Annotated in this window: 15 protein-coding genes and 2 pseudogenes; 4 read left to right on the forward strand and 13 right to left on the reverse strand. The window is 53.5% G+C overall.

Annotation, left to right across the window (positions count from 1 at the left end):
• Positions 1-180: 180 nt before the first annotated feature.
• The 3 genes from AC221Y_RS09205 to AC221Y_RS09215 form a co-directional block, all read right to left on the reverse strand.
• Positions 181-1,200 carry an ABC transporter substrate-binding protein gene (locus tag AC221Y_RS09205; RefSeq protein WP_299750933.1) on the reverse strand — a complete coding sequence of 340 codons (1,020 nt, stop codon included), beginning with the start codon at positions 1,198-1,200 and terminating at the stop codon, positions 181-183.
• Positions 1,201-1,389: 189 nt separating this feature from the next.
• Positions 1,390-2,130, reverse strand: a complete 741-nt coding sequence (locus AC221Y_RS09210; protein WP_299750930.1) for a response regulator transcription factor — start codon at positions 2,128-2,130, stop codon at positions 1,390-1,392.
• A complete protein-coding gene (locus AC221Y_RS09215) occupies positions 2,127-3,446 on the reverse strand; it encodes a GAF domain-containing sensor histidine kinase (protein WP_299750926.1) in 1,320 nt (439 codons plus the stop codon). Before AC221Y_RS09215 ends, AC221Y_RS09210 begins: the two co-directional genes overlap by 4 nt.
• A gap of 204 nt (positions 3,447-3,650) precedes the next feature.
• Here AC221Y_RS09215 and AC221Y_RS09220 point away from each other — a divergent pair, with 204 nt between their 5' ends.
• A complete protein-coding gene (locus AC221Y_RS09220; RefSeq protein ID WP_299750923.1) occupies positions 3,651-4,547 on the forward strand; it encodes an SMP-30/gluconolactonase/LRE family protein in 897 nt (298 codons plus the stop codon).
• Positions 4,548-4,665: 118 nt separating this feature from the next.
• On the opposite strand, the pseudogene AC221Y_RS09225 reads toward AC221Y_RS09220, so the two are convergent.
• A pseudogene (locus AC221Y_RS09225) lies at positions 4,666-4,826 on the reverse strand (IS6 family transposase); the annotation flags it as partial.
• Between the two features lie 293 nt (positions 4,827-5,119).
• On the opposite strand from AC221Y_RS09225, the gene AC221Y_RS09230 reads away from it, so the two are divergent.
• The gene (locus AC221Y_RS09230; protein ID WP_486707210.1) at positions 5,120-6,166 is read left to right on the forward strand and encodes an Ldh family oxidoreductase; all 1,047 of its coding nucleotides are present in this window, start codon (positions 5,120-5,122) and stop codon (positions 6,164-6,166) included.
• A 167-nt stretch (positions 6,167-6,333) separates the two neighbouring features.
• Here the strand turns inward: AC221Y_RS09230 and AC221Y_RS09235 are convergent.
• Positions 6,334-6,804: pseudogene (locus AC221Y_RS09235) on the reverse strand (DDE-type integrase/transposase/recombinase); the annotation flags it as partial.
• Between the two features lie 493 nt (positions 6,805-7,297).
• Between AC221Y_RS09235 and AC221Y_RS09240 the strand changes: the two are divergent.
• Positions 7,298-7,567: a DUF6429 family protein gene (locus AC221Y_RS09240; protein WP_299750917.1), complete on the forward strand. Its 270-nt coding sequence runs from the start codon at positions 7,298-7,300 to the stop codon at positions 7,565-7,567.
• A 140-nt stretch (positions 7,568-7,707) separates the two neighbouring features.
• Here AC221Y_RS09240 and AC221Y_RS09245 read toward each other — a convergent pair whose 3' ends face one another.
• From AC221Y_RS09245 to AC221Y_RS09275, 7 genes are all read right to left on the reverse strand, one after another.
• Entirely contained in the window at positions 7,708-8,079 is a 372-nt protein-coding gene (locus AC221Y_RS09245; RefSeq protein ID WP_299750914.1) for a hypothetical protein, read from the reverse strand.
• A 549-nt stretch (positions 8,080-8,628) separates the two neighbouring features.
• Positions 8,629-9,816, reverse strand: coding sequence for a sensor histidine kinase (locus AC221Y_RS09250; protein ID WP_486707211.1), 1,188 nt, complete (start codon positions 9,814-9,816; stop codon positions 8,629-8,631).
• Positions 9,813-10,469: a response regulator gene (locus tag AC221Y_RS09255; RefSeq protein ID WP_299750907.1), complete on the reverse strand. Its 657-nt coding sequence runs from the start codon at positions 10,467-10,469 to the stop codon at positions 9,813-9,815. Before AC221Y_RS09255 ends, AC221Y_RS09250 begins: the two co-directional genes overlap by 4 nt.
• Complete coding sequence (locus tag AC221Y_RS09260; RefSeq protein WP_299750904.1) at positions 10,450-11,217, reverse strand: CDP-alcohol phosphatidyltransferase family protein; 768 nt, start codon at positions 11,215-11,217, stop codon at positions 10,450-10,452. Before AC221Y_RS09260 ends, AC221Y_RS09255 begins: the two co-directional genes overlap by 20 nt.
• Positions 11,214-11,906, reverse strand: coding sequence for a phosphatidylserine decarboxylase (locus tag AC221Y_RS09265; protein WP_299750901.1), 693 nt, complete (start codon positions 11,904-11,906; stop codon positions 11,214-11,216). The genes AC221Y_RS09260 and AC221Y_RS09265 overlap by 4 nt, the downstream gene beginning before the upstream one ends.
• A 10-nt stretch (positions 11,907-11,916) precedes the next feature.
• Positions 11,917-12,318 (reverse strand): diacylglycerol kinase, encoded by a 402-nt coding sequence (locus tag AC221Y_RS09270; protein WP_299750898.1) that lies wholly within the window; start codon positions 12,316-12,318, stop codon positions 11,917-11,919.
• Positions 12,315-13,979: a phosphoethanolamine transferase gene (locus tag AC221Y_RS09275; protein WP_299750895.1), complete on the reverse strand. Its 1,665-nt coding sequence runs from the start codon at positions 13,977-13,979 to the stop codon at positions 12,315-12,317. The genes AC221Y_RS09270 and AC221Y_RS09275 overlap by 4 nt, the downstream gene beginning before the upstream one ends.
• Positions 13,980-14,905: 926 nt before the next feature.
• Between AC221Y_RS09275 and AC221Y_RS09280 the strand changes: the two genes are divergently transcribed.
• Positions 14,906-15,889 carry a magnesium transporter gene (locus AC221Y_RS09280; RefSeq protein WP_299750892.1) on the forward strand — a complete coding sequence of 328 codons (984 nt, stop codon included), beginning with the start codon at positions 14,906-14,908 and terminating at the stop codon, positions 15,887-15,889.
• Positions 15,890-16,501: 612 nt separating this feature from the next.
• On the opposite strand, the gene AC221Y_RS09285 is transcribed toward AC221Y_RS09280, so the two are convergent.
• Positions 16,502-17,122: a UPF0149 family protein gene (locus AC221Y_RS09285; protein ID WP_486707212.1), complete on the reverse strand. Its 621-nt coding sequence runs from the start codon at positions 17,120-17,122 to the stop codon at positions 16,502-16,504.
• Positions 17,123-17,387 lie beyond the last annotated feature (265 nt).

Below are 17,387 nucleotides of genomic sequence, written 5' to 3' on the forward strand. Positions count from 1 at the left end.
GGCACCGTTATGGCCTACCAGGCCCACGCAAGAGCCGCGATTAACCTCAAAATCGACTCCAGTGAGCGCGCGAGCAGCGCCGAAATTCTTTTCGACGCCGCTCATTTTTACCAGTGGTGCCGCGCTTTGCATGTTTTGGACTCTCTTTAAAACGCCATGCAACTCGCTGCACCGGGACGATCAGTTGTCTGAAATGACCGCGAGTGAATCTTCCAAAGAATACTCGACATTGGCGACACCGCCAACTTGGGTGTTCGCCAGATTTTCTTCGAGCGTATCTTGTGAAATTGTCAGGAACGGAACCGACAAGTCCTGCGGAACAGTCGCACCGTCCAGCACTTGCTGAGCCACCCAGAAAGCAAGGGTCGAGACGCCGGGCGCGATAGAAACAGACATTGTCTCGTACCCGTTTGCGTCTTTCTGCTCTTTCCACCAGGTCAGTTCGTCATGGCGGTTGCCCATCACGATAATTGGTGTCGGACGCCCTGCAGCTTTAAACGCCTGCGCAGCACCATACCCGTCACCACCTTGGGTTACGACGCCCTTGATCTCGGGCAGGCTTGGCAAAATACCCGCGACAGCCCGCTGGGACACATCCTGAGCCCAATCCCCGTGAACTGATCCCTGGATTTTGAACTGCGCATTCTCAGCCACACCCTCATGGATGCCTCCCGAAATCTCATCATCAACGAAAACGCCCGCCAAACCCCGGATTTCAAGTAAATCGCCTCCGTCTGCCAGGCGACTGGCCAGGTATTCAACCTGAACCTTACCCATGTTGTGGAAGTCGACCGCAATACGATAGGCGCACGGCTCCGTCACAATACCGTCGAAAGACACCACAACGACACCAGCGTCGCATGCCTCCTTCACGGCACCATTCAGAGCTTCGGGTGACGCTGCATTTATCACGATGGCATCATAGCCTTGCAAAATCAGATTCTGAATTTGCGCCGCCTGTTCGGTCACCTGATTTTCGGCCGTCGTAAACGCGTCGGCTGCGGCGACTGTGCCATCCGCAACAGCGGCGCTGGCATTCTTTTCCCAACTTGTGAGCATCGCCTGCCGCCAGGAATTACCCGCATAATTGTTTGATAATGCGATTTTTTTGTCTGATGTATCGGCCACGGCTGTAACAGAAGTTGCAAGTGTTCCCACTGCAGCCGACAGGCACAATAGCCCGAGTGTCGAAAGTTTCATGTCTTCCTCCCAATGCAAAATTCATCGTCTTATTTTAGCGACGACCACTTCGTTTGTCCAAAACGGAGAAGCTTTTTTCAGCTCTTCCAGAACAATCTATGGATTTGTTAACTTGTCGGAACCAGCGCCTGCGAGGGATCGACTGCGTGTCTCAACAACAGACAGTGCGGGTATCCGCAAAAGCCACACTCAATTCGGACGATGTTCATCGTTTTCGCTCAACCACAGCTTCAACTGACCCTCGGCAATCGACATGCCTTCAAGATTCAACAATCCACGTGAAAGAGCGATTGCGACAGAGCGCGTCCTGGAATTGAACGCTGGCCCAATGTTGTCCTGGCTCGCTACGTGCTCGATACCTAGCTTCTCGTAAAGTTGCTTCAGCCGACTTTGAACGGAGCGGGTGGAAATCCCGCGTCGTGCGGCAATCGATTTGTCCGTCATACCCAGAGCGATATCCATCAAAACCTCGAATTCGGTGTTGGACAAACCTTCGTGGATATCTTCTGTGCGTTGCTGGACGCCCCTGATTTCACGGTCGATAATACACTGATCTTCCTGAAACACGCCCAGCACCGCTAGACCAAGACGATGCTCAGACGCAGTCTTGAGCAGATATCCATAAACTGCCTCTTTCGGCACAATTCTGGAAATCCCTCGAACGTAGGCTTCGTCGGAATAGTTCGACCAAAACAATATCCGCATATCGGGCCGCTTGGCCCAAATGGTCGAGGCCGCCGCGATGCCGCTGAAAACTGGCATTTGCAAATCCATCACAACGCCGTCTATTTCCTTTTTTAAAACGATATCAATTGCTTCCTTTCCATCCACCGCTTCGTAAAGGGTCTCGCAACTGGGCAATGCATTCCGCACAGTGTTGGACAGAAACGAGCGATGGAACGGGTCGTCCTCGGCAATTAAGATGTTCATTCCGTGTTCTCCAACCGGGGCAACTCGCTTTCTGGGACCGCAACAGCACGGCGGAACACAGCAGACGGCACACCGCTGAATTCCTCGTCGGAAATCTGGCTGTTCAACACATCCAAAGGAACACTCAAGATGGTTTTACTGCCGTCGCCTCGCTCAAACGAGACTTCCGCTCCGATCAACGCAGCGCGCACACGTATGTTATTCACGCCTCCGGTTGAACGCCTCCAACCTTCAGTCGGCTTGCTCCCATCGTTGGCAACTTCGATCCGAATATGGTCGGAAGTTTGCGACAGGCGAACGCTGATCGCCGTACAGCCTGAATGCTTGACCGCATTCGTAACGGCCTCTTGGATAATTCGAAAAACCGCCAACCTGATGCGATAAGCGCCGTGATCCAACACATCACTCGTTGTGTCGACAACAGACGTCGATATCTCGCGATCCACGCCTTGGGTCGAGCGTTTAAGTTGTGCCTCAATCGCCTGTGTTAGCCCGAACAGGTCAAGAACTCCAGGTTTGGCATTTTCGATAATCCCGCGCAGTTCCGTGGTGCAGCGCGAAATCGTGTCGGACAGATTGTGCAGTTCGCGTACTTCAGGTCGCACATCGTCCGCCAACCGTTTTACCCGTCGATAAATCGAGGACAGATCGGCAAGCGTCTGATCGTGTAGTTCCATACCCAGCCGTTGACGTTCAGCCTCCATCGCATCTGTAAGTTTCTGCGCCCCGATCCGCAATGATTGCTCTCGACCACGTGCGGCGCCTTCGGCCGAAGCCGACGCCTGCGCCTGCTCGCCCTTTATGAGCGCGTAAATGTAGGGTGAAATTAGATCCGCAATATTTCTGGCAATCTCAACTTCACGATCACCGTACGCATTTTTCATGTGCGCCGAGATGTTAAGTGCACCCAATAACTCGCCATGAACATTCAACGAAACATGTATCCGGCTACGCAAGTTGGCCTCAAAGATAGGTGCATCAATTGCACCATCGAAATGAAACCTGGCGTCTTCCCATGCGTCATTGGTTGTCTGCAAGTCCACCTCGCCACTCAGAATTTGACGAATGGGGGAAAGGGCGTTTTCCTGCTTTTTTCCATCTATGCCCCAGATGGTCTTAACACCGGTTTCGATGGCAACATGCATGGACTTGTCACTCGGCAGGACGACGGCCACATCCATGTGGTCATAGTCAATCAGCTTCGACTTCACTGCCCCAGCGATCCGATTCAGAACCTTCTGGAAGTCAAGTTCTCCGCCGATAGCACGCGAAATTGCCAGATAATGCTCAAGTTTGATGTCGTCACAATCGTCCATTCGGTCACCTCCCACAGGAAATCTAGGGTATTGCGTCTCTTGCGCCAAGCTTGGCATTGGGTTGTGAAATGCATGTTCGTGCACAAAGACCTGCGGATCACCGCATATCAGGCTGCGCCGAACCGACTGTAAAGAATGCCATCGGACACTGTTTTTCCCTGCCCCGCCACGTTAGCGTCTCAAAACAACAATCAGAGAATTAAGATGCCTGAAGCTCCAATTGTCTATGATCCAAGATTTCGCAACATGATCTTGCCAAACGCAGAATTGGAAAGGCTTGCTGATGGAATGCTTTGGACCGAAGGCCCAGCATATTTTGCCCAGGGTGAGTATCTGCTTTGGTCTGACATTCCCAACAACAAAGTCTACCAATGGGCCGAGGGCATGGGCGTCCGCGTTTTCGACAAGGACGCCAACAATTGCAATGGCCACACGGTCGATCAAAACGGGCGGCTCATTTCCTGCGAACATCTGACCCGTCGCGTGACACGGCGCGAGCACGACGGGTCGGTGACCGTGATTGCCGATCGGCACGACGGCAAGCGGCTCAACTCTCCCAACGACGTAGTGGTCAAGTCGGACGGATCAATCTGGTTTACCGATCCTCCCTACGGAATTCTAAGCGATTACGAAGGTAAGATGGCCGATCAAGAACAAGCAGGATGTTTTGTGTATCGCGTCGATCCGGATGGAGACGGTGAACCAGTGCCCGTTGCGAGGGATTTCGACAAACCCAACGGGTTAGCCTTTTCCCGCGATGAAAGCCGTCTTTATATATCCGACACAGGTCTAAGCCATGACCCAAACGGATCGCACCATATTCGGGTCTTCGATGTCTCGGATAACCGCCTGCAAGGCGGCGCCGTCTTTGCCGAGATCGAGCATGGCCTATCCGACGGATTTCGCGTCGATACGCAAGACAATCTATGGACCAGCACTGGGCGCGGCGTTAGCTGCTATGACTACAGCGGCACGCTTTTGGGCGAAATTCCAGTGCCCGAGGTGGTTGCAAATCTGTGCTTTGGCGGCCCCAAACGAAACCGTTTATTTATCACGGCCACGAAATCTCTGTATGCGATCTATGTGGGCGTTCGCGGTTAGATAGCCTGCAGACTGAGCCGAATGTTTCCGTCTTTATGAAAGTTCGCAAAAGTCCTGGCGGTGCTGTCAGACGAATGCGAACCAGTCTAGTCCTCGTAATCTACCGCCCGCCACAGATAGTGTACGCGCGCATTCGACTGACCCAAGTTCTACGGATCTCTACCGCAAAAACCGGGTCAATTATATTCCATCAAAACGGGCCGTCTCGTGGCTAATGTCGATACCGCGCCCGTGCAGCAGATTTTCCACAGTGCGAAGCGAAAGCGGAAATCGAACGTAAAATCACCGCAAGGCGATGACTTTCCAATTTGTGGGTAGGACACGAAGATTATCATGTATGGACGTTGGATTGCCGACAAACGTCGACAGAACTGACGAAGTACTTTCGATAGTTTCGAAACACTACAATACCAAGCGACCTCGCGGTGAATTGGGCTATCACGTGCCGTCTCCGGAATCCATCGTCCCGATGGAAACCAGGCCACTCATGCACTAACACTGAAGTTTGACCACTCAGGCTGTGCTGATCATCACCATATGGCTGCCCACCCTACTCTACCGTTAGGAAAGACATGACGAAACCTGTTCAGGCCAACGATTTGGCCACATTCTGCCGTGGCGTTTTAACCGGCGTCGGAGCGGATACCGAAACTGCCCGCGATTGTACCAGATCGATGATGCATGGGTCGATTCACGGGGTCGACAGCCACGGGGTGCGCCTTTTGGGCCATTACGCCAAGGCGCTGCAAGGGGGGCGGTTGAACAAGACACCGCGGTTGCAATTCACCCGCACGCGGGCCGGTTCCGGCATGTTGCACGGTGACAATGCCCAGGGCGCGCGCGCCACCTATGCCGCGATAGATCACGCCTGCGATTTGGCGGCCGAGGCGGGGGTAGGTGCCGTGGGCATCACAGATTCATCACATTTTGGACCGGCTGGCGCCTATGCGATGCGCGCGGCACAGCGGGGTATGTTGGCCCTGGTCACCTGCAACAGTGACAGTTTCGTACGCCTGCACGACGGGGCCGAGCGTTTTCACGGCACGAACCCTTTGTCCATCGCTTGTCCTACCCTGGGCAACCCCTGGCTTTTAGATATGGCGACCAGTGCGGTGCCTTATAACCGGGTGGAACTGTACCGCTCCACCGGCACCCAATTGCCCGAAGGTGTGGCATCCAATAGCGCAGGCGCCGACACGACAGATCCGCATGTGGCGGATATGCTCGCGCCTTTGGGGAGCATGTTCGGGTTTAAGGGGGCGGGCCTGGGCGGTGTAGCAGAACTTTTTTCGGCCGTACTGACAGGGATGAAACTATCGCCCGACATCGCCGCCATGGGCGGGCCCGATTTCAGCACGCCGCGCGGCATGGGGGCGTTTGCTATCGCGCTTGACCCCGGCGCTTTTGCCGGGGCTGAAATTGTGCAGGCTGGAGTAACGCGGTATCTGGAGCTTTTGCGCGCTTCTCCTTCCCGGCCCGGGAGAAAGGTGATGGCGCCGGGTGATCGCGAATGGGCCGTGGCGCTTGAGCGTCGCGAAAACGGCATCGTGCTTGATCCGTTGACTGCGGCCAGTTTTACCGAATTGGCGCGCACACTAGGCGTCGATCCAGTGATTTAAAATTTCCCGCGGGAACTCTAAGGGGTGCTGTGAGACGGAGGCGACCCAGTCTTTGCAGGGACAGTGAAGCTGCCCTTTTTGCCGCATCGAACGCTTTGTCACGTTAACTCAGATGAACCGAATATGCCGACGCTCCCCAAGATCACGCAGCCACAATCTTGAAGCATTCAGTGAGTGCTATGGCGCGGGTTTGATGGAGAGTTCGGCGGGAGATCAGATGGTGTTGCAGATTGAAATGGGTGTAGATGGCGTGGTGAACAGACAGAAATCGCTGTATTGATCCGGGTGATTTGAACCGTCCCATTCGGCGTTCTTGTCATTGCGATGGCCCCCTCCCATAGTTTTGCAAACAAACCACTGCCGGGCAATGGATGCGAACCTTCCGTCCGATTGTTCAGTCGATTACCGGTAACATGAGGGTGAGCCAAACCAAGGTCCCGAAGGGCGGCTGAATATGAGCCCAGCTGATCCGTGATAATATCTTCAGGAATGTAGCTCTGTTTCTTCAATAGTTTCCGCATACGTTTAAGCGCTGCACGCATGTTTCGACGCGACCGCGCCAGCACCTCAAGAACCTCGCCTTCATCGTCAAAAGCGCGCCAAAGGCACGTCCGCTTGCCATCAATGCGAACGAAGACCTCCTCAAGATGCTAGACTCCCAAAGGTCGCATCCTGCAGGATCGCACCCTGGTTGTGATCGCCGGTCCAAACAGCAAAACCCATCGATGGATCGTTTCATAGCTGACCCCAATGCCACGTTCGTCAAGCATGTGCCTGGCGTCTCGAAAGCTCAGCGGAAAGCGAAAGCAGAGCCAGACGGGCCGTTGGAGTATTGAAGATGGAAATCGGTGGCGTGCCTAGGATATTCTGCCCATTCAACGGCAATTGCCCATCGTTGAACTGACCGTCGAGTTAATGTGACAACGCCCTATGCGATCTCGGCATTTGTCGTCCAATCATGCGAAGTCCCGGCGCGCAGAACCTCTTGCATCTGCAAAATGTGAGCGGTTGAGTTGGACCTCGTCGATCTCGCAAAGCGTATCCCGCCGCTTGCCGCCAGAAGCAGTCTTTTGTGCGTTTGGTCCTTAGCATGCGGGATGCGCCATTTTCCAAAACGTTGACAAAGTGGTTTTGCTGCTCTTTTTTGGCGAGATGGATCTCGATGAAGGTAAAATCGACGACGCTGTATTGGCTTTGCTTAGCCTATCGCTCCATGCCGAAAACCGAGCTTGGAAAGGTTTCGATTGGGATGCAATGGGACGCTTGCATTCAAAGGGACTGATCTCCAACCCAGTCGGAAAAGCTCATTCTGTCGTCCTGACGGACGAAGGCCTGCGCAAAGCCGAGCACCTTTTGCTCAAACTATTCGGAACAACCAAAAGCAGCATTTCGCTACCATAGCGGTTTTCTCAACTGTGCAGCGTTTTAGCCTGCGTCCTAGGACCTGTGATCCTGCAGCCCGAGTTCAGTCCACATCCAGCCGAAGTCATACTCGCCGATACCGGAATCATCATGTCGGGCGCTCCGGTCCTCGAAGAGCTTTAGCCACTCAAACACCTTCTTACGACCAACCGCGCTGCGCACCGCTTGGCGAGGCGACTTGCCACCCAACGCGGCCACCGGCGCGTCTCGCGATAGTGCTTGTCCATATAGTCTTGAGTAATCTGCCGGGGGAACTGAGATGGAATTTCGTCAGCGCCCTCCCGCGGCAGCTCCGGGCGCTCTTCGGCCATCATCTGTTCGACAGTGCGGATCGTAGTTAATGATCGCTTCAGGCGCTCGCCCGCGGCCGCGGTCACCAATGCTTCCACCTTAGCCGCGCGTGCAACCGAATTTACTGTGACCAGCAGGGACTTGCCCTTCAGTTCGAGAGAACCCAGCACCGTGCTGCCTGTCATCTGTGAGTCTAGCATAATGCCGCTCGCCTGTTTGCGCCGGAGGGTTCGGCGCAAAGCAAGCCAGTTCCAGAAACGCGGCCCCTCGGGAAGAAAATTTTTGGCCCCGTTCAGGCAAGGAGCGACTTCCTTTTGTGTCACGCCTGCTGCAAACGGAAACCGCAGATCGTGAAATAGCACCTCATTGCCATCCGAGTCGCAGAAGGTCGGCTGCGGCGGGTTTACCCCCGCGATGAAACTGAACCAGCACCAAATGGCTGCTTAGTTCCAGTTACGAAAGCCTCCATAAATGGGGGATTACCACTTGTCGGGTATGTGGGACGGCAGAATAATCCCAAAGCGGTCCAAGAATTGCAGGAGCTGTAAACGCAGGTGAATAGTTCTAAACCAAATCTACCTATTTTTCGACGGAATAGTCAGGACTGCGGTGAAACCCCGCGATTTCTCTGATTGCGGTGAAAAGATTTCGAACTGGCATCCGGCCTGATTGCACAGGTCCTCAACAATCGACAGTCCCAGACCATATCCAGCGGATATCGAAGCTTTGCGCACGAAGCGTCTTTTGATTTATTCGAGGTCATGTGGCCCGAGAGGGTCGCAATCATTTGAAATCACTACCCGACCTGGCCGACTGGCATCGACCATACTCGGCCATTCGCCCGAGGCGTATTTCAGCATATTGTCAAAAAGGTTGTTCAGGATGATCCCCAAAGCATCTGGATCAACATGGCTTGGCCAAGTGCCAGTCGGATATTGCAAAACGAGCTTTTTGTCTGAGGGTTCACGATTGCGAAGTTCTCTGAGCATCAAGGAAATCACTTGATTGCTATCTGTCTCGATCGCTATGCTTCCTAAACCTGACTGAGCACGAGACATTTGCAGCAGTCGCTCTACCAGTCGCACCAGGCGCTTGAGGCCCAACTCGATTTCATGGACATTGTTCGACGTTGCAGGATCATGCGACATCGCTTTAAGGCGCTGTACCTGTGCAAGGCAGATAGCGACCGGAGTGCGCAGTTCGTGCGCCGCATTGGTTGCAAACGCACGCTCGGCTTCAAGCGCAGTGTCGAGACGCTGCAATAGCTTGTCGAGCGTTTCGATTGCGGGCTCAAATTCAGCAAAGGAGTTGTTACGATCAATCGAGGACAGATTATGCTCGTTCTTGTCGGCAATGTTATCGCTGAGAGCTGCGATTATGTGGACTGACCGCCGAACGGCAAAGAATGCAGCAGCGGCAAAGAGCAGCCCCAAAAGTAAAAAGCCAACGAGAACGCCCAGCACAACATCACGAATGGCTTCGTTGCGCTCGTGCATGGGTTCCGCGACTATGACAGTCATCCCGAGGTCGTGATCGGCTCTCAGCACTACAATCCTGTAGCCATTCAGTGTACTCAGACCCACTTGTGAGGGCTCTGGCATCAACTCTGCCTCCGCAAGTGGCGACCGGTCCATAACATTGCCTGAGGCATCGAGAAGCCAATAGATCGTACGCTCGTCTTGACCGATTGCCTCTTCTTCAAAAGAAAGAAGTGCCGAGAGGTCTAAAGTGTTGGGTGCGCTGTTTGCTTCTGCCGCCGTTTCCACGATTTTGAGAAGTAAATTGGCCTTGCTCGTCAGGCCGATGTCCAGAATCTCATCATATTCGTTTTTCATTAGGCTGTAGACAACGAAGACACCGGCCAAGATTGCGATGGTGCCGGGAATAATAAGAGATTTGAGGATTGCGCCGAGCAGACTCTTTCGTCGAGTGGTCATGCTACCAACTCGTAACCCATGCCACGGTGCGTTATGATCAGACCTTTTCCTAGCTTTGCTCGTAGTCTGCTGATGTGCGCCTCAAGTGCATTGCTTTCGGCCTCCTCACCGTAAGCATAGATTGACGCTTCCAGGTTTTCCCTTGGCACTATTTTTGATAGCCGGCGCACCAGCGTCTCAAGAATCCCCCATTCCTTGGCAGTCAATCGAATGGCCTGATCGTCCCTTGAAACGCTGTGTTCCGCCAGCGAGATTCTGAGGTCGCGAATGAAAATAATCTGGGATTTTTGGTCCGCGCTACGCCGACAGACTGTGTGAATTCGAGCTTTTACCTCATCAAGATCGAATGGCTTTAGAATATAGTCATCCGCCCCAAGGTTTAACCCTTTGATCCGATCCGAAACTTTATCTCGGGCGGTCAGGATTATCACAGGTGTGCTGATGCGCTGGCCTCTTATCGAAGTGAGAAAGGATAGCCCGTCCCCATCGGGAAGGAAGAGGTCCAGCAGGACGACGTCATATTCCAGAACGTGAATCGCGCTTTCAGCTTCATCGAGAGTGCCAAACCATTCAACGATGTGACAGTCCGCTTCGAGATGCTCAATGAGCGGGCGTGCAAGAGCGGCTTCATCTTCAATCAACAGAATGCGCATTTGGGTGCGTGTGTTCCTTTGCCAGTTTGTGTTGCGCAAAAAAGGAAAACGGAATGGAGGCAAGGTAGAGAAAATTAACGGCGATCATCGTCGGCCAAGTATAGACCATTAGGCACACGATCAAAACGACTGCAGCGACGATGACGAATGGCAGTTGCGACCGTCTGATCGAGGCATGTTTGATCGAGAATGTTGGTATCGTACTGACAGCGAGAAGCCCTACGGCGATAATGTAAACTGCTCGCAAAATTGGAAGATCGGTATTTTCCCAGCCATAAAGCTCCATGAAAACCGGCGTTAAAGCGAGACTTGCCAGTGCCGGTGCAGGGACACCCACAAAAAAGTCTTCCTTTTTTAGTGTCACTTCGGTGCTTTTGACCGACAGGTTGAACCGTGCCAGTCGCAAGGCACAGCAGACTCCCAAAACAAGCGACGCCAGCCAGCCCAGATTTGCATATTCCGTACCGATATAGAGCGTGTTGTAAATCAACACGCCGGGAGCAATACCAAAATTGAAAAAGTCGGCGAGTGTATCGAGTTCCGCACCAAACGGGCTGGCGCTGTCCAGAAAACGTGCCAGCTTGCCATCAGCAGCATCGAGGAACACCGCGAGCAGTATCAAGTAGAGACCCATCTCCAGGTTGCCATCAAGACTCATCCTTATCGAGGTCATGCCGGCACAGATTGCAAACACCGTGACAATGCTGGGAACGATGTGGCGTAACTTGATGTGCGATTTGCGGGTCATACCTGTGTGCCGGCGCGCTGTCGTTGCGGGTCTGACAAGTCTGCCAAAATTGTCTCGCCAGCGACTGCAGTCTGCCCAACAGCAACAAGTGGAGATACACCCACGGGCAAATAGACATCCAGACGGCTGCCAAAACGGATTAGTCCAAAGCGGTGGCCGACGTCCACCGTGTCCCCTGGCTTCACAAAGCAAACAATGCGTCGGGCAACGAGGCCAGCGATCTGTACGACACCAATCTGCACACCTTCACTGACCTCGATGGCCAAGCTGTTGCGTTCATTGTGCTCGCTTGCCTTATCAAGGGAAGCGTTCAGGAATTTCCCGTGGTGATAAATGACCTGAGTGATCTTTCCCGAAATTGGTGCGCGGTTCACATGGCAATTAAAGACATTCATGAAGACGGAAACTCTTTGCAACGGCTTGTTGCCAAGCCCAAGGTCTTCGGGCGGGATAATGTCTTCGATGAGAGAAATAATGCCATCTGCCGGCGATAGAACGAGGCCCGGCTGCTGGGGAATAACGCGCACGGGGTCGCGGAAAAAATAGTAGCACCAGATTGTTGCACCGACGCCGAGCCAGAAGAGCGGCTCCCAAACCAATGCCAGGCCAAGGGTAACAACGGCAAAGATTGCAACGAATTTCCTGCCCTCCCTATGCATTGGAACCGCAACGATTTTGAGCATGTTCATCAGTTATCTTTCAGATTTGAGCCAGGCTTCGCACAAGAACCGATACGATAAACACGGCATTTGCGCCTAGCAGGCACATTGTTGCGAGAGATCCCAGGTCTTTCGCATCGCGGGCGAATTCTTCCCAGTTGGGGGCCAGATGATCAACGATACATTCTATCGCGGTGTTCAGGGCTTCGACCGCTACCAGTGAAAAGAACAGGATCAGAAGAATACAATAGTCGGCAAAGCTGGCCCCAATTGCTGCGAACAAAACGACGATAACAGGCAACGCAAAAACGATATGCCGAAATGCTGTTTCATGCCATAGCCTGCGGACGCCTGAGACGGAGTAGCCTGCCGCCGCAAAAATATGGGCAGCTCCTGTGATCCGATCGGGCTTCGGTTGAACATGGGTCTCCGGTTTCTTCATCTACTGGCAACCTTTTGCTCGGTCCGACAAGTCGCAAAAATGTCTAGATCAGCGTTATGAACATTGGTTCTAATGTCTAGCATGCCAAGCAGCGAGTGGAACAGATTGTCGTGTGAAAGGGAGGCATTTTTCTTGTCTGCAAGGCAGTCTTTGGAGATTGAAAACTTGTCTTGGAAACCGTCTGACATCCATAGGATCATCGGTACTTTGATCTGAAATTCAGGTGCCAGAAAGTATGGTGCGCCGTGGAGATAGAGACCAGCCTCTCCAAGAGACTCACCATGATCCGAAACATAAAGCAACGCGGTCGTAAGCTGGCCCTCGGCTCTTAGGAACTCAATCGTCTGCGCCAGAATCTCGTCGGTATAGGCAATGGTGTTGTCATAGGCATTGGTGATCTCTTCTGGCGTGCAATTTTTGAATTCCGCTGTGCGACAAGCTGGGGTGAAGCGTTCAAACTCTTCCGGGTATCGCAGGTAATACGTCGGCCCATGGCTGCCGATATGGTGCAGAACTAGAACGGTATCTGTTGTAATCGTCTGTGCATATTCCTTGAGAGCCTGAATGAATATTCCGTCCATGCATTCGCCGACAGCACAGAGCTCGTCGTTCTGCGTGTGAGTAAATGACAGCGACACAGCGCGATCCGAAATACCCTTGTCGCCGGTGTTGTTGTCCCACCATTCAACATGCAACCCAGCGTAGCCTAAAACATCGACGAGATTCTCATTCGAGACGCCCTTCTCGTAGGAAAAATCATCACGGCCATACTTTGAGAACATGCACGGTAAGGAGACAGCCGTTGCCGTTCCGCAGGACGAGACGTCGGAAAAGTTGATAATGGGCAGCATTGCCAGCTTGGGGTTGGTATCCACACCATAGCCGTTCAGGCTGAAATTCTGCGCGCGCGCCGTCTCCCCGGCGACGACGATTGTAAGAACCGGTTTGCCGCCCATGACGTATGAGGCACCCTTCTTCGCATCTTGACCAACAGGCGCGACCGTCACATTGGCGGTCCGCGACATCAATTTGACGTAGCGGATCGCGCCGACCAAGGGAGCCCCCGGTTGGAAGCTGCTCATGAAATCTTTTCGTTCCCGCAAGATAGAAGCGTATGACTTCAGGTCCGCCACTAAAAAACCGGCGAACAGACTGAGGCTCAGCAATATAGTGAGGACGGGCACTCCGAAGGTCTTAAGCCTGCCTTGCGACTTTATCTTGACCGATAGGAGCACAATTGCAGGCAAGATACCAAACACCACAACATGTGTCACAAAGCCAAGCGTGATCAGATGCTTGGACTCGGTAAACGTAGTCACGGCCGCATTTTGGATCACATCCCTGTCAATGATCACTCCCAGCGAGTCCATAAAATATGATGTCACAGAGCTTAGGAGAACGATGAAGCCCAGAAATGGCTTCACAATCCAGGGGAATGCCAGGAAGCTGAAAGCCGACAGGGTCAGAAAAAATAGGGCGGACATGTATCCGGCCAGTGACAGCGGATGGCCCGTGAATACGTCCGCTGCGATGGACCAAAACGTGGTATTATAGGTGCAAAAGACGAAAATAATCGTCAGCATGGTTAAGACCACTGGCGAGACAGGTGTTGCCGAACGCAGCCTGGAAAAAGGCTTTCGAATAGAAGAACTGGAAGTCATCGAGATCGGTCCGCGCTGTTAATTTTGCCTTCTTCACCACGCGAACCTTACGCGAACCTTACGGACCAGATGTCCAGCGACAATAGAATGCGGTGGCCAATCCAATTTCCCGCATTTGCCTATTTTGCGGGACGCGCCCTGTCGATGGCAGACCCTTGTTTGGGAGCCATCGCTCTTGCTGGGTCACTTCCCAATGTCGCGCGGGCCAATTGGGTTCGTTCGGCCGCGTATCAAAAGGCTACGGAACTGAAACGGTAGAAAAGTTCAAACCGGCATTCAGAGCAATTCTGCTCGCGTTCAAGCTCTTCCAGACACACCACGATCCGTGAATTGCGCTCGGTCAGCTCACGGATCGTGGTGCTCCCCGACGAATTCGAACCAGTCTCCGAATGGACAGGGACGCGGCTCCTCATGTCGCGCAATGGCCGCGCCAATCGCCAAGACGAGCGGCACGGTTAGGCATGAAAATTGTCCGACTTGAGAGGCTGCGTTCCTGATGAAAGCGATTATAGACGGAAGCGTGAACGGCGGCGAATTTCGCTGTTTCTCGGTCAGTCAGAAACCGGCTGGGTGTGTACAGTTTCTTTGGTCACCACGGCATTCACCGTCAACAACCTGATAGCATTCTCAATCTGGGCATTGATTGGTGACAAAATTACAGGGTATTTTAAGCCCCCTGATAGCACCCGAAAACCAAACACGATGTTTGGTGTAGTGCTGGCCGCAGTCGCCGTCTGGATGGTCCAGTCATAAGTGGCTTTATCCGCTTGGCAGACCTTGGAAGGTCTCAGATTTATAGAACCTGAACTTGGCAAACTCGCCGTCCAATGACTTTTCCCGCAAGACGTGACCTTGCGCGTTTGTAAGACATCGTTTCTGGTAAGTCTCGCGCTGCTCTTTCACGGCGCCATAGTCGGAGCTGCGAAATGGCCAATACTCGCCCAAACCCCGAAGCCATCCGCGACACCGCCGCGGAGCACATGCTTACGGGCATCCCAAGGGCTCACATTGATACGCCAGTAGAACAAGTAATTGATGCGTTGCGCGGCTCAGTTTTTGAATGCGCGGATACAGTGTTTGTCACCGATACCTCCGGGCATTTGCAGGGTATCGTTCGGATTAATGATCTCTTCGCAGATGGCCAAGTCCGGATCGGTGACATCATGGAGCCGGAGCATGAGGCCGTGAGGTTGGATGCGGATCAAGAACAGATTGCTGCACTGGCAATGCGGCTGAACATGATCGCGGTTCCGGTCGTCGACGGCAATGAAAGGCTGATCGGCGTGGTGCCGCCTGAAGCTCTGTTTCGTATTCTGCGTGAAGAGCACATGGAGGATCTCCAACTTATCGCTGGGATCACGCCCCATGACGACGGCCCCAGTGCAGCGCTGGACGCCAGTATTGTGAACCGCATTTCTCGCCGTTTGCCTTGGCTGGTCTTTGGCTTGGTCGCATCCTCGTTGATAACGGTGGTGATGGTGCGGTTCGAGCATGCACTCGCCGCCAACGTCGCCGTGGCGTTCTTCGTACCCGCGCTTGTTTACATCGCAGGCGCAATCGGAACCCAAGCGGTTTCAGTGAGCGTCCGAAGTTTGGCACGAGATGATGTGCAAATCCTGCCCTTGCTGCGAGACGAACTGGTTATCGGCATCGGAATAGGCGCTGCGCTCGGAGTTTTGGCTGCTGGCGCTGTGTTGGGAGTTTTTGGCGATCAACTGCTGGCCACCGCGGTTGGTTTGTCGGTCTTGGCTGGCGGTGCGATGTCAGCTGTCGTGGGCTTTGGTCTGCCGTGGGTTTTTCAGAAACTTGGGTCCGACCCTGCCATGGGAAGCGGACCGATCTGCACAATCATACAAGATGTGACAAGCCTCTTCATATACTTTGGACTGGTCAGCCTGCTGGTGCTTTAGCCAATAGCGGTTGTCCATTGTCAGGATGCACTTGCGTAACCCGTCAAGCCAGGGTGAGCGCCGTCGCAAGACAGCTCAAGGACTGACCTCGAAAGCCGCTGGGCTATATAAGTGGCCAAAATCGTGATCAAGAGAGCTTATGATACGATTCCGCCCCCAGCCGGAGTCGATCCCTGACAGGAAGTGTCTCTAAAATCTGCCCCGTGGCGAACGCGGATGGGGGCGAGGCAATGCTATCGGCAAAGTATGGTGCGGCCCACAGGCGGTTAAAGTGTTTGGGCTCTCAAGGCGCTGAAAGTAGCCGTCTGTCAAAGATCTATATCGGTTTTTCAAGCGAGTTTGGGCGAATATTCGGCAATCAGCGCTCGAGTTAAATGTTCGCCCCTCTTGCTGAGTTTTTCGATCCTTTCTTTGGGCATCGCCGAAAAATCGGTACGATACCCGGTATTCTGGTCACCCGACCTTGCGATGTCGATCGACTACAAATCCACGAACTCCTTGCGAGGCATATAAGGATTTAAAATGACGCACCACCGGACCTGAACCGAGGAGGAGTGGCGCGTATTTGTGCTGACACCCGTCGATGCGGTGGGGGGTGCGGACAAACGCTCTTTAGTTTGCCCCACAGCAGCGCTTGTACTTCCGCCCAGACCCACAAGAGCAGGCCTCATTCCTTCCCACTTTCTTTCCGTGGAACGGGATTGACGATCTGAACGGCTCGTCCTCAGGCGGAAAGAGGTCGGACTGAGTTAGCCCCTTGGTCCACCGATTAAGCGAAATGATCATGACTATGATCAGATCCGGCGCCTTGTCTCGCAGGTCTTCGATTGAGCTCTCAGGTAGGTCACTATCACCCTCCGCGATACCATGGAGCGCGAGCATCATGTTGACCGAATCGCCCGCATCGTCATCGCCGCTCTCAACGATCTGCTCCCAGGTGTGCATCCTGAGGCGCATAGCGCGTTCGAAGCCCGACACCCACATCTCCCAAATGGTCTCGTCCGTGCTCGTATCGTGCTCAAATACCGGGCCGTATTCGAGCTCTGGCGGAATCAGCGACTGCGCGACGTCATTGTAGTGCCCCATGATGAGGTCAAGCGCCTGCTTGAGTGCCTCCTCGGACTCAAAGTCAGGGGTCCCATGCGAACCCCAAACATGCGGCAGCCACTCGCTCGGTTTGATCAGCTCCGGGCATACGATAACACCGGCACAGAATCCGTCGAACTCCGACAGTAACTGTCACATTCCGTCCTCGTCTGTCTGCGACAGGAGCAAGGTATAAAGGGCGTTCAAACGGTCGTCGGCTGGCATCGGATTCTCTGCTATCACATCTTGGCGCATCGTGAACTCGGCTAGATCGCTTTATTTGGACTGCCATTACGCTCGATCGGGTCTGGACCAAGGGCGGCTAATCTGAAGTCGTGATAGTATTTTCAGAGGCTAGTGCGTCGCGTCGCCATATTTGACAGCGTTTGAATTTTCTGAATCACTTCAAAAA

It is taken from the genome of Boseongicola sp. (genome assembly GCF_057460485.1).

Bases quoted from the DNA above. Each gene is read 5' to 3' on its own strand.
- AC221Y_RS09205 (WP_299750933.1), bottom strand. From the start codon at position 1,200: ATGAAACTTTCGACACTCGGGCTATTGTGCCTGTCGGCTGCAGTGGGA.
- AC221Y_RS09210 (WP_299750930.1), bottom strand. From the start codon at position 2,130: ATGAACATCTTAATTGCCGAGGACGACCCGTTCCATCGCTCGTTTCTG.
- AC221Y_RS09215 (WP_299750926.1), bottom strand. From the start codon at position 3,446: ATGGACGATTGTGACGACATCAAACTTGAGCATTATCTGGCAATTTCG.
- AC221Y_RS09220 (WP_299750923.1), top strand. From the start codon at position 3,651: ATGCCTGAAGCTCCAATTGTCTATGATCCAAGATTTCGCAACATGATC.
- AC221Y_RS09230 (WP_486707210.1), top strand. From the start codon at position 5,120: ATGACGAAACCTGTTCAGGCCAACGATTTGGCCACATTCTGCCGTGGC.
- AC221Y_RS09245 (WP_299750914.1), bottom strand. From the start codon at position 8,079: ATGCTAGACTCACAGATGACAGGCAGCACGGTGCTGGGTTCTCTCGAA.
- AC221Y_RS09250 (WP_486707211.1), bottom strand. From the start codon at position 9,816: ATGACCACTCGACGAAAGAGTCTGCTCGGCGCAATCCTCAAATCTCTT.
- AC221Y_RS09255 (WP_299750907.1), bottom strand. From the start codon at position 10,469: ATGCGCATTCTGTTGATTGAAGATGAAGCCGCTCTTGCACGCCCGCTC.
- AC221Y_RS09260 (WP_299750904.1), bottom strand. From the start codon at position 11,217: ATGACCCGCAAATCGCACATCAAGTTACGCCACATCGTTCCCAGCATT.
- AC221Y_RS09265 (WP_299750901.1), bottom strand. From the start codon at position 11,906: ATGAACATGCTCAAAATCGTTGCGGTTCCAATGCATAGGGAGGGCAGG.
- AC221Y_RS09270 (WP_299750898.1), bottom strand. From the start codon at position 12,318: ATGAAGAAACCGGAGACCCATGTTCAACCGAAGCCCGATCGGATCACA.
- AC221Y_RS09275 (WP_299750895.1), bottom strand. From the start codon at position 13,979: ATGACTTCCAGTTCTTCTATTCGAAAGCCTTTTTCCAGGCTGCGTTCG.
- AC221Y_RS09280 (WP_299750892.1), top strand. From the start codon at position 14,906: ATGGCCAATACTCGCCCAAACCCCGAAGCCATCCGCGACACCGCCGCG.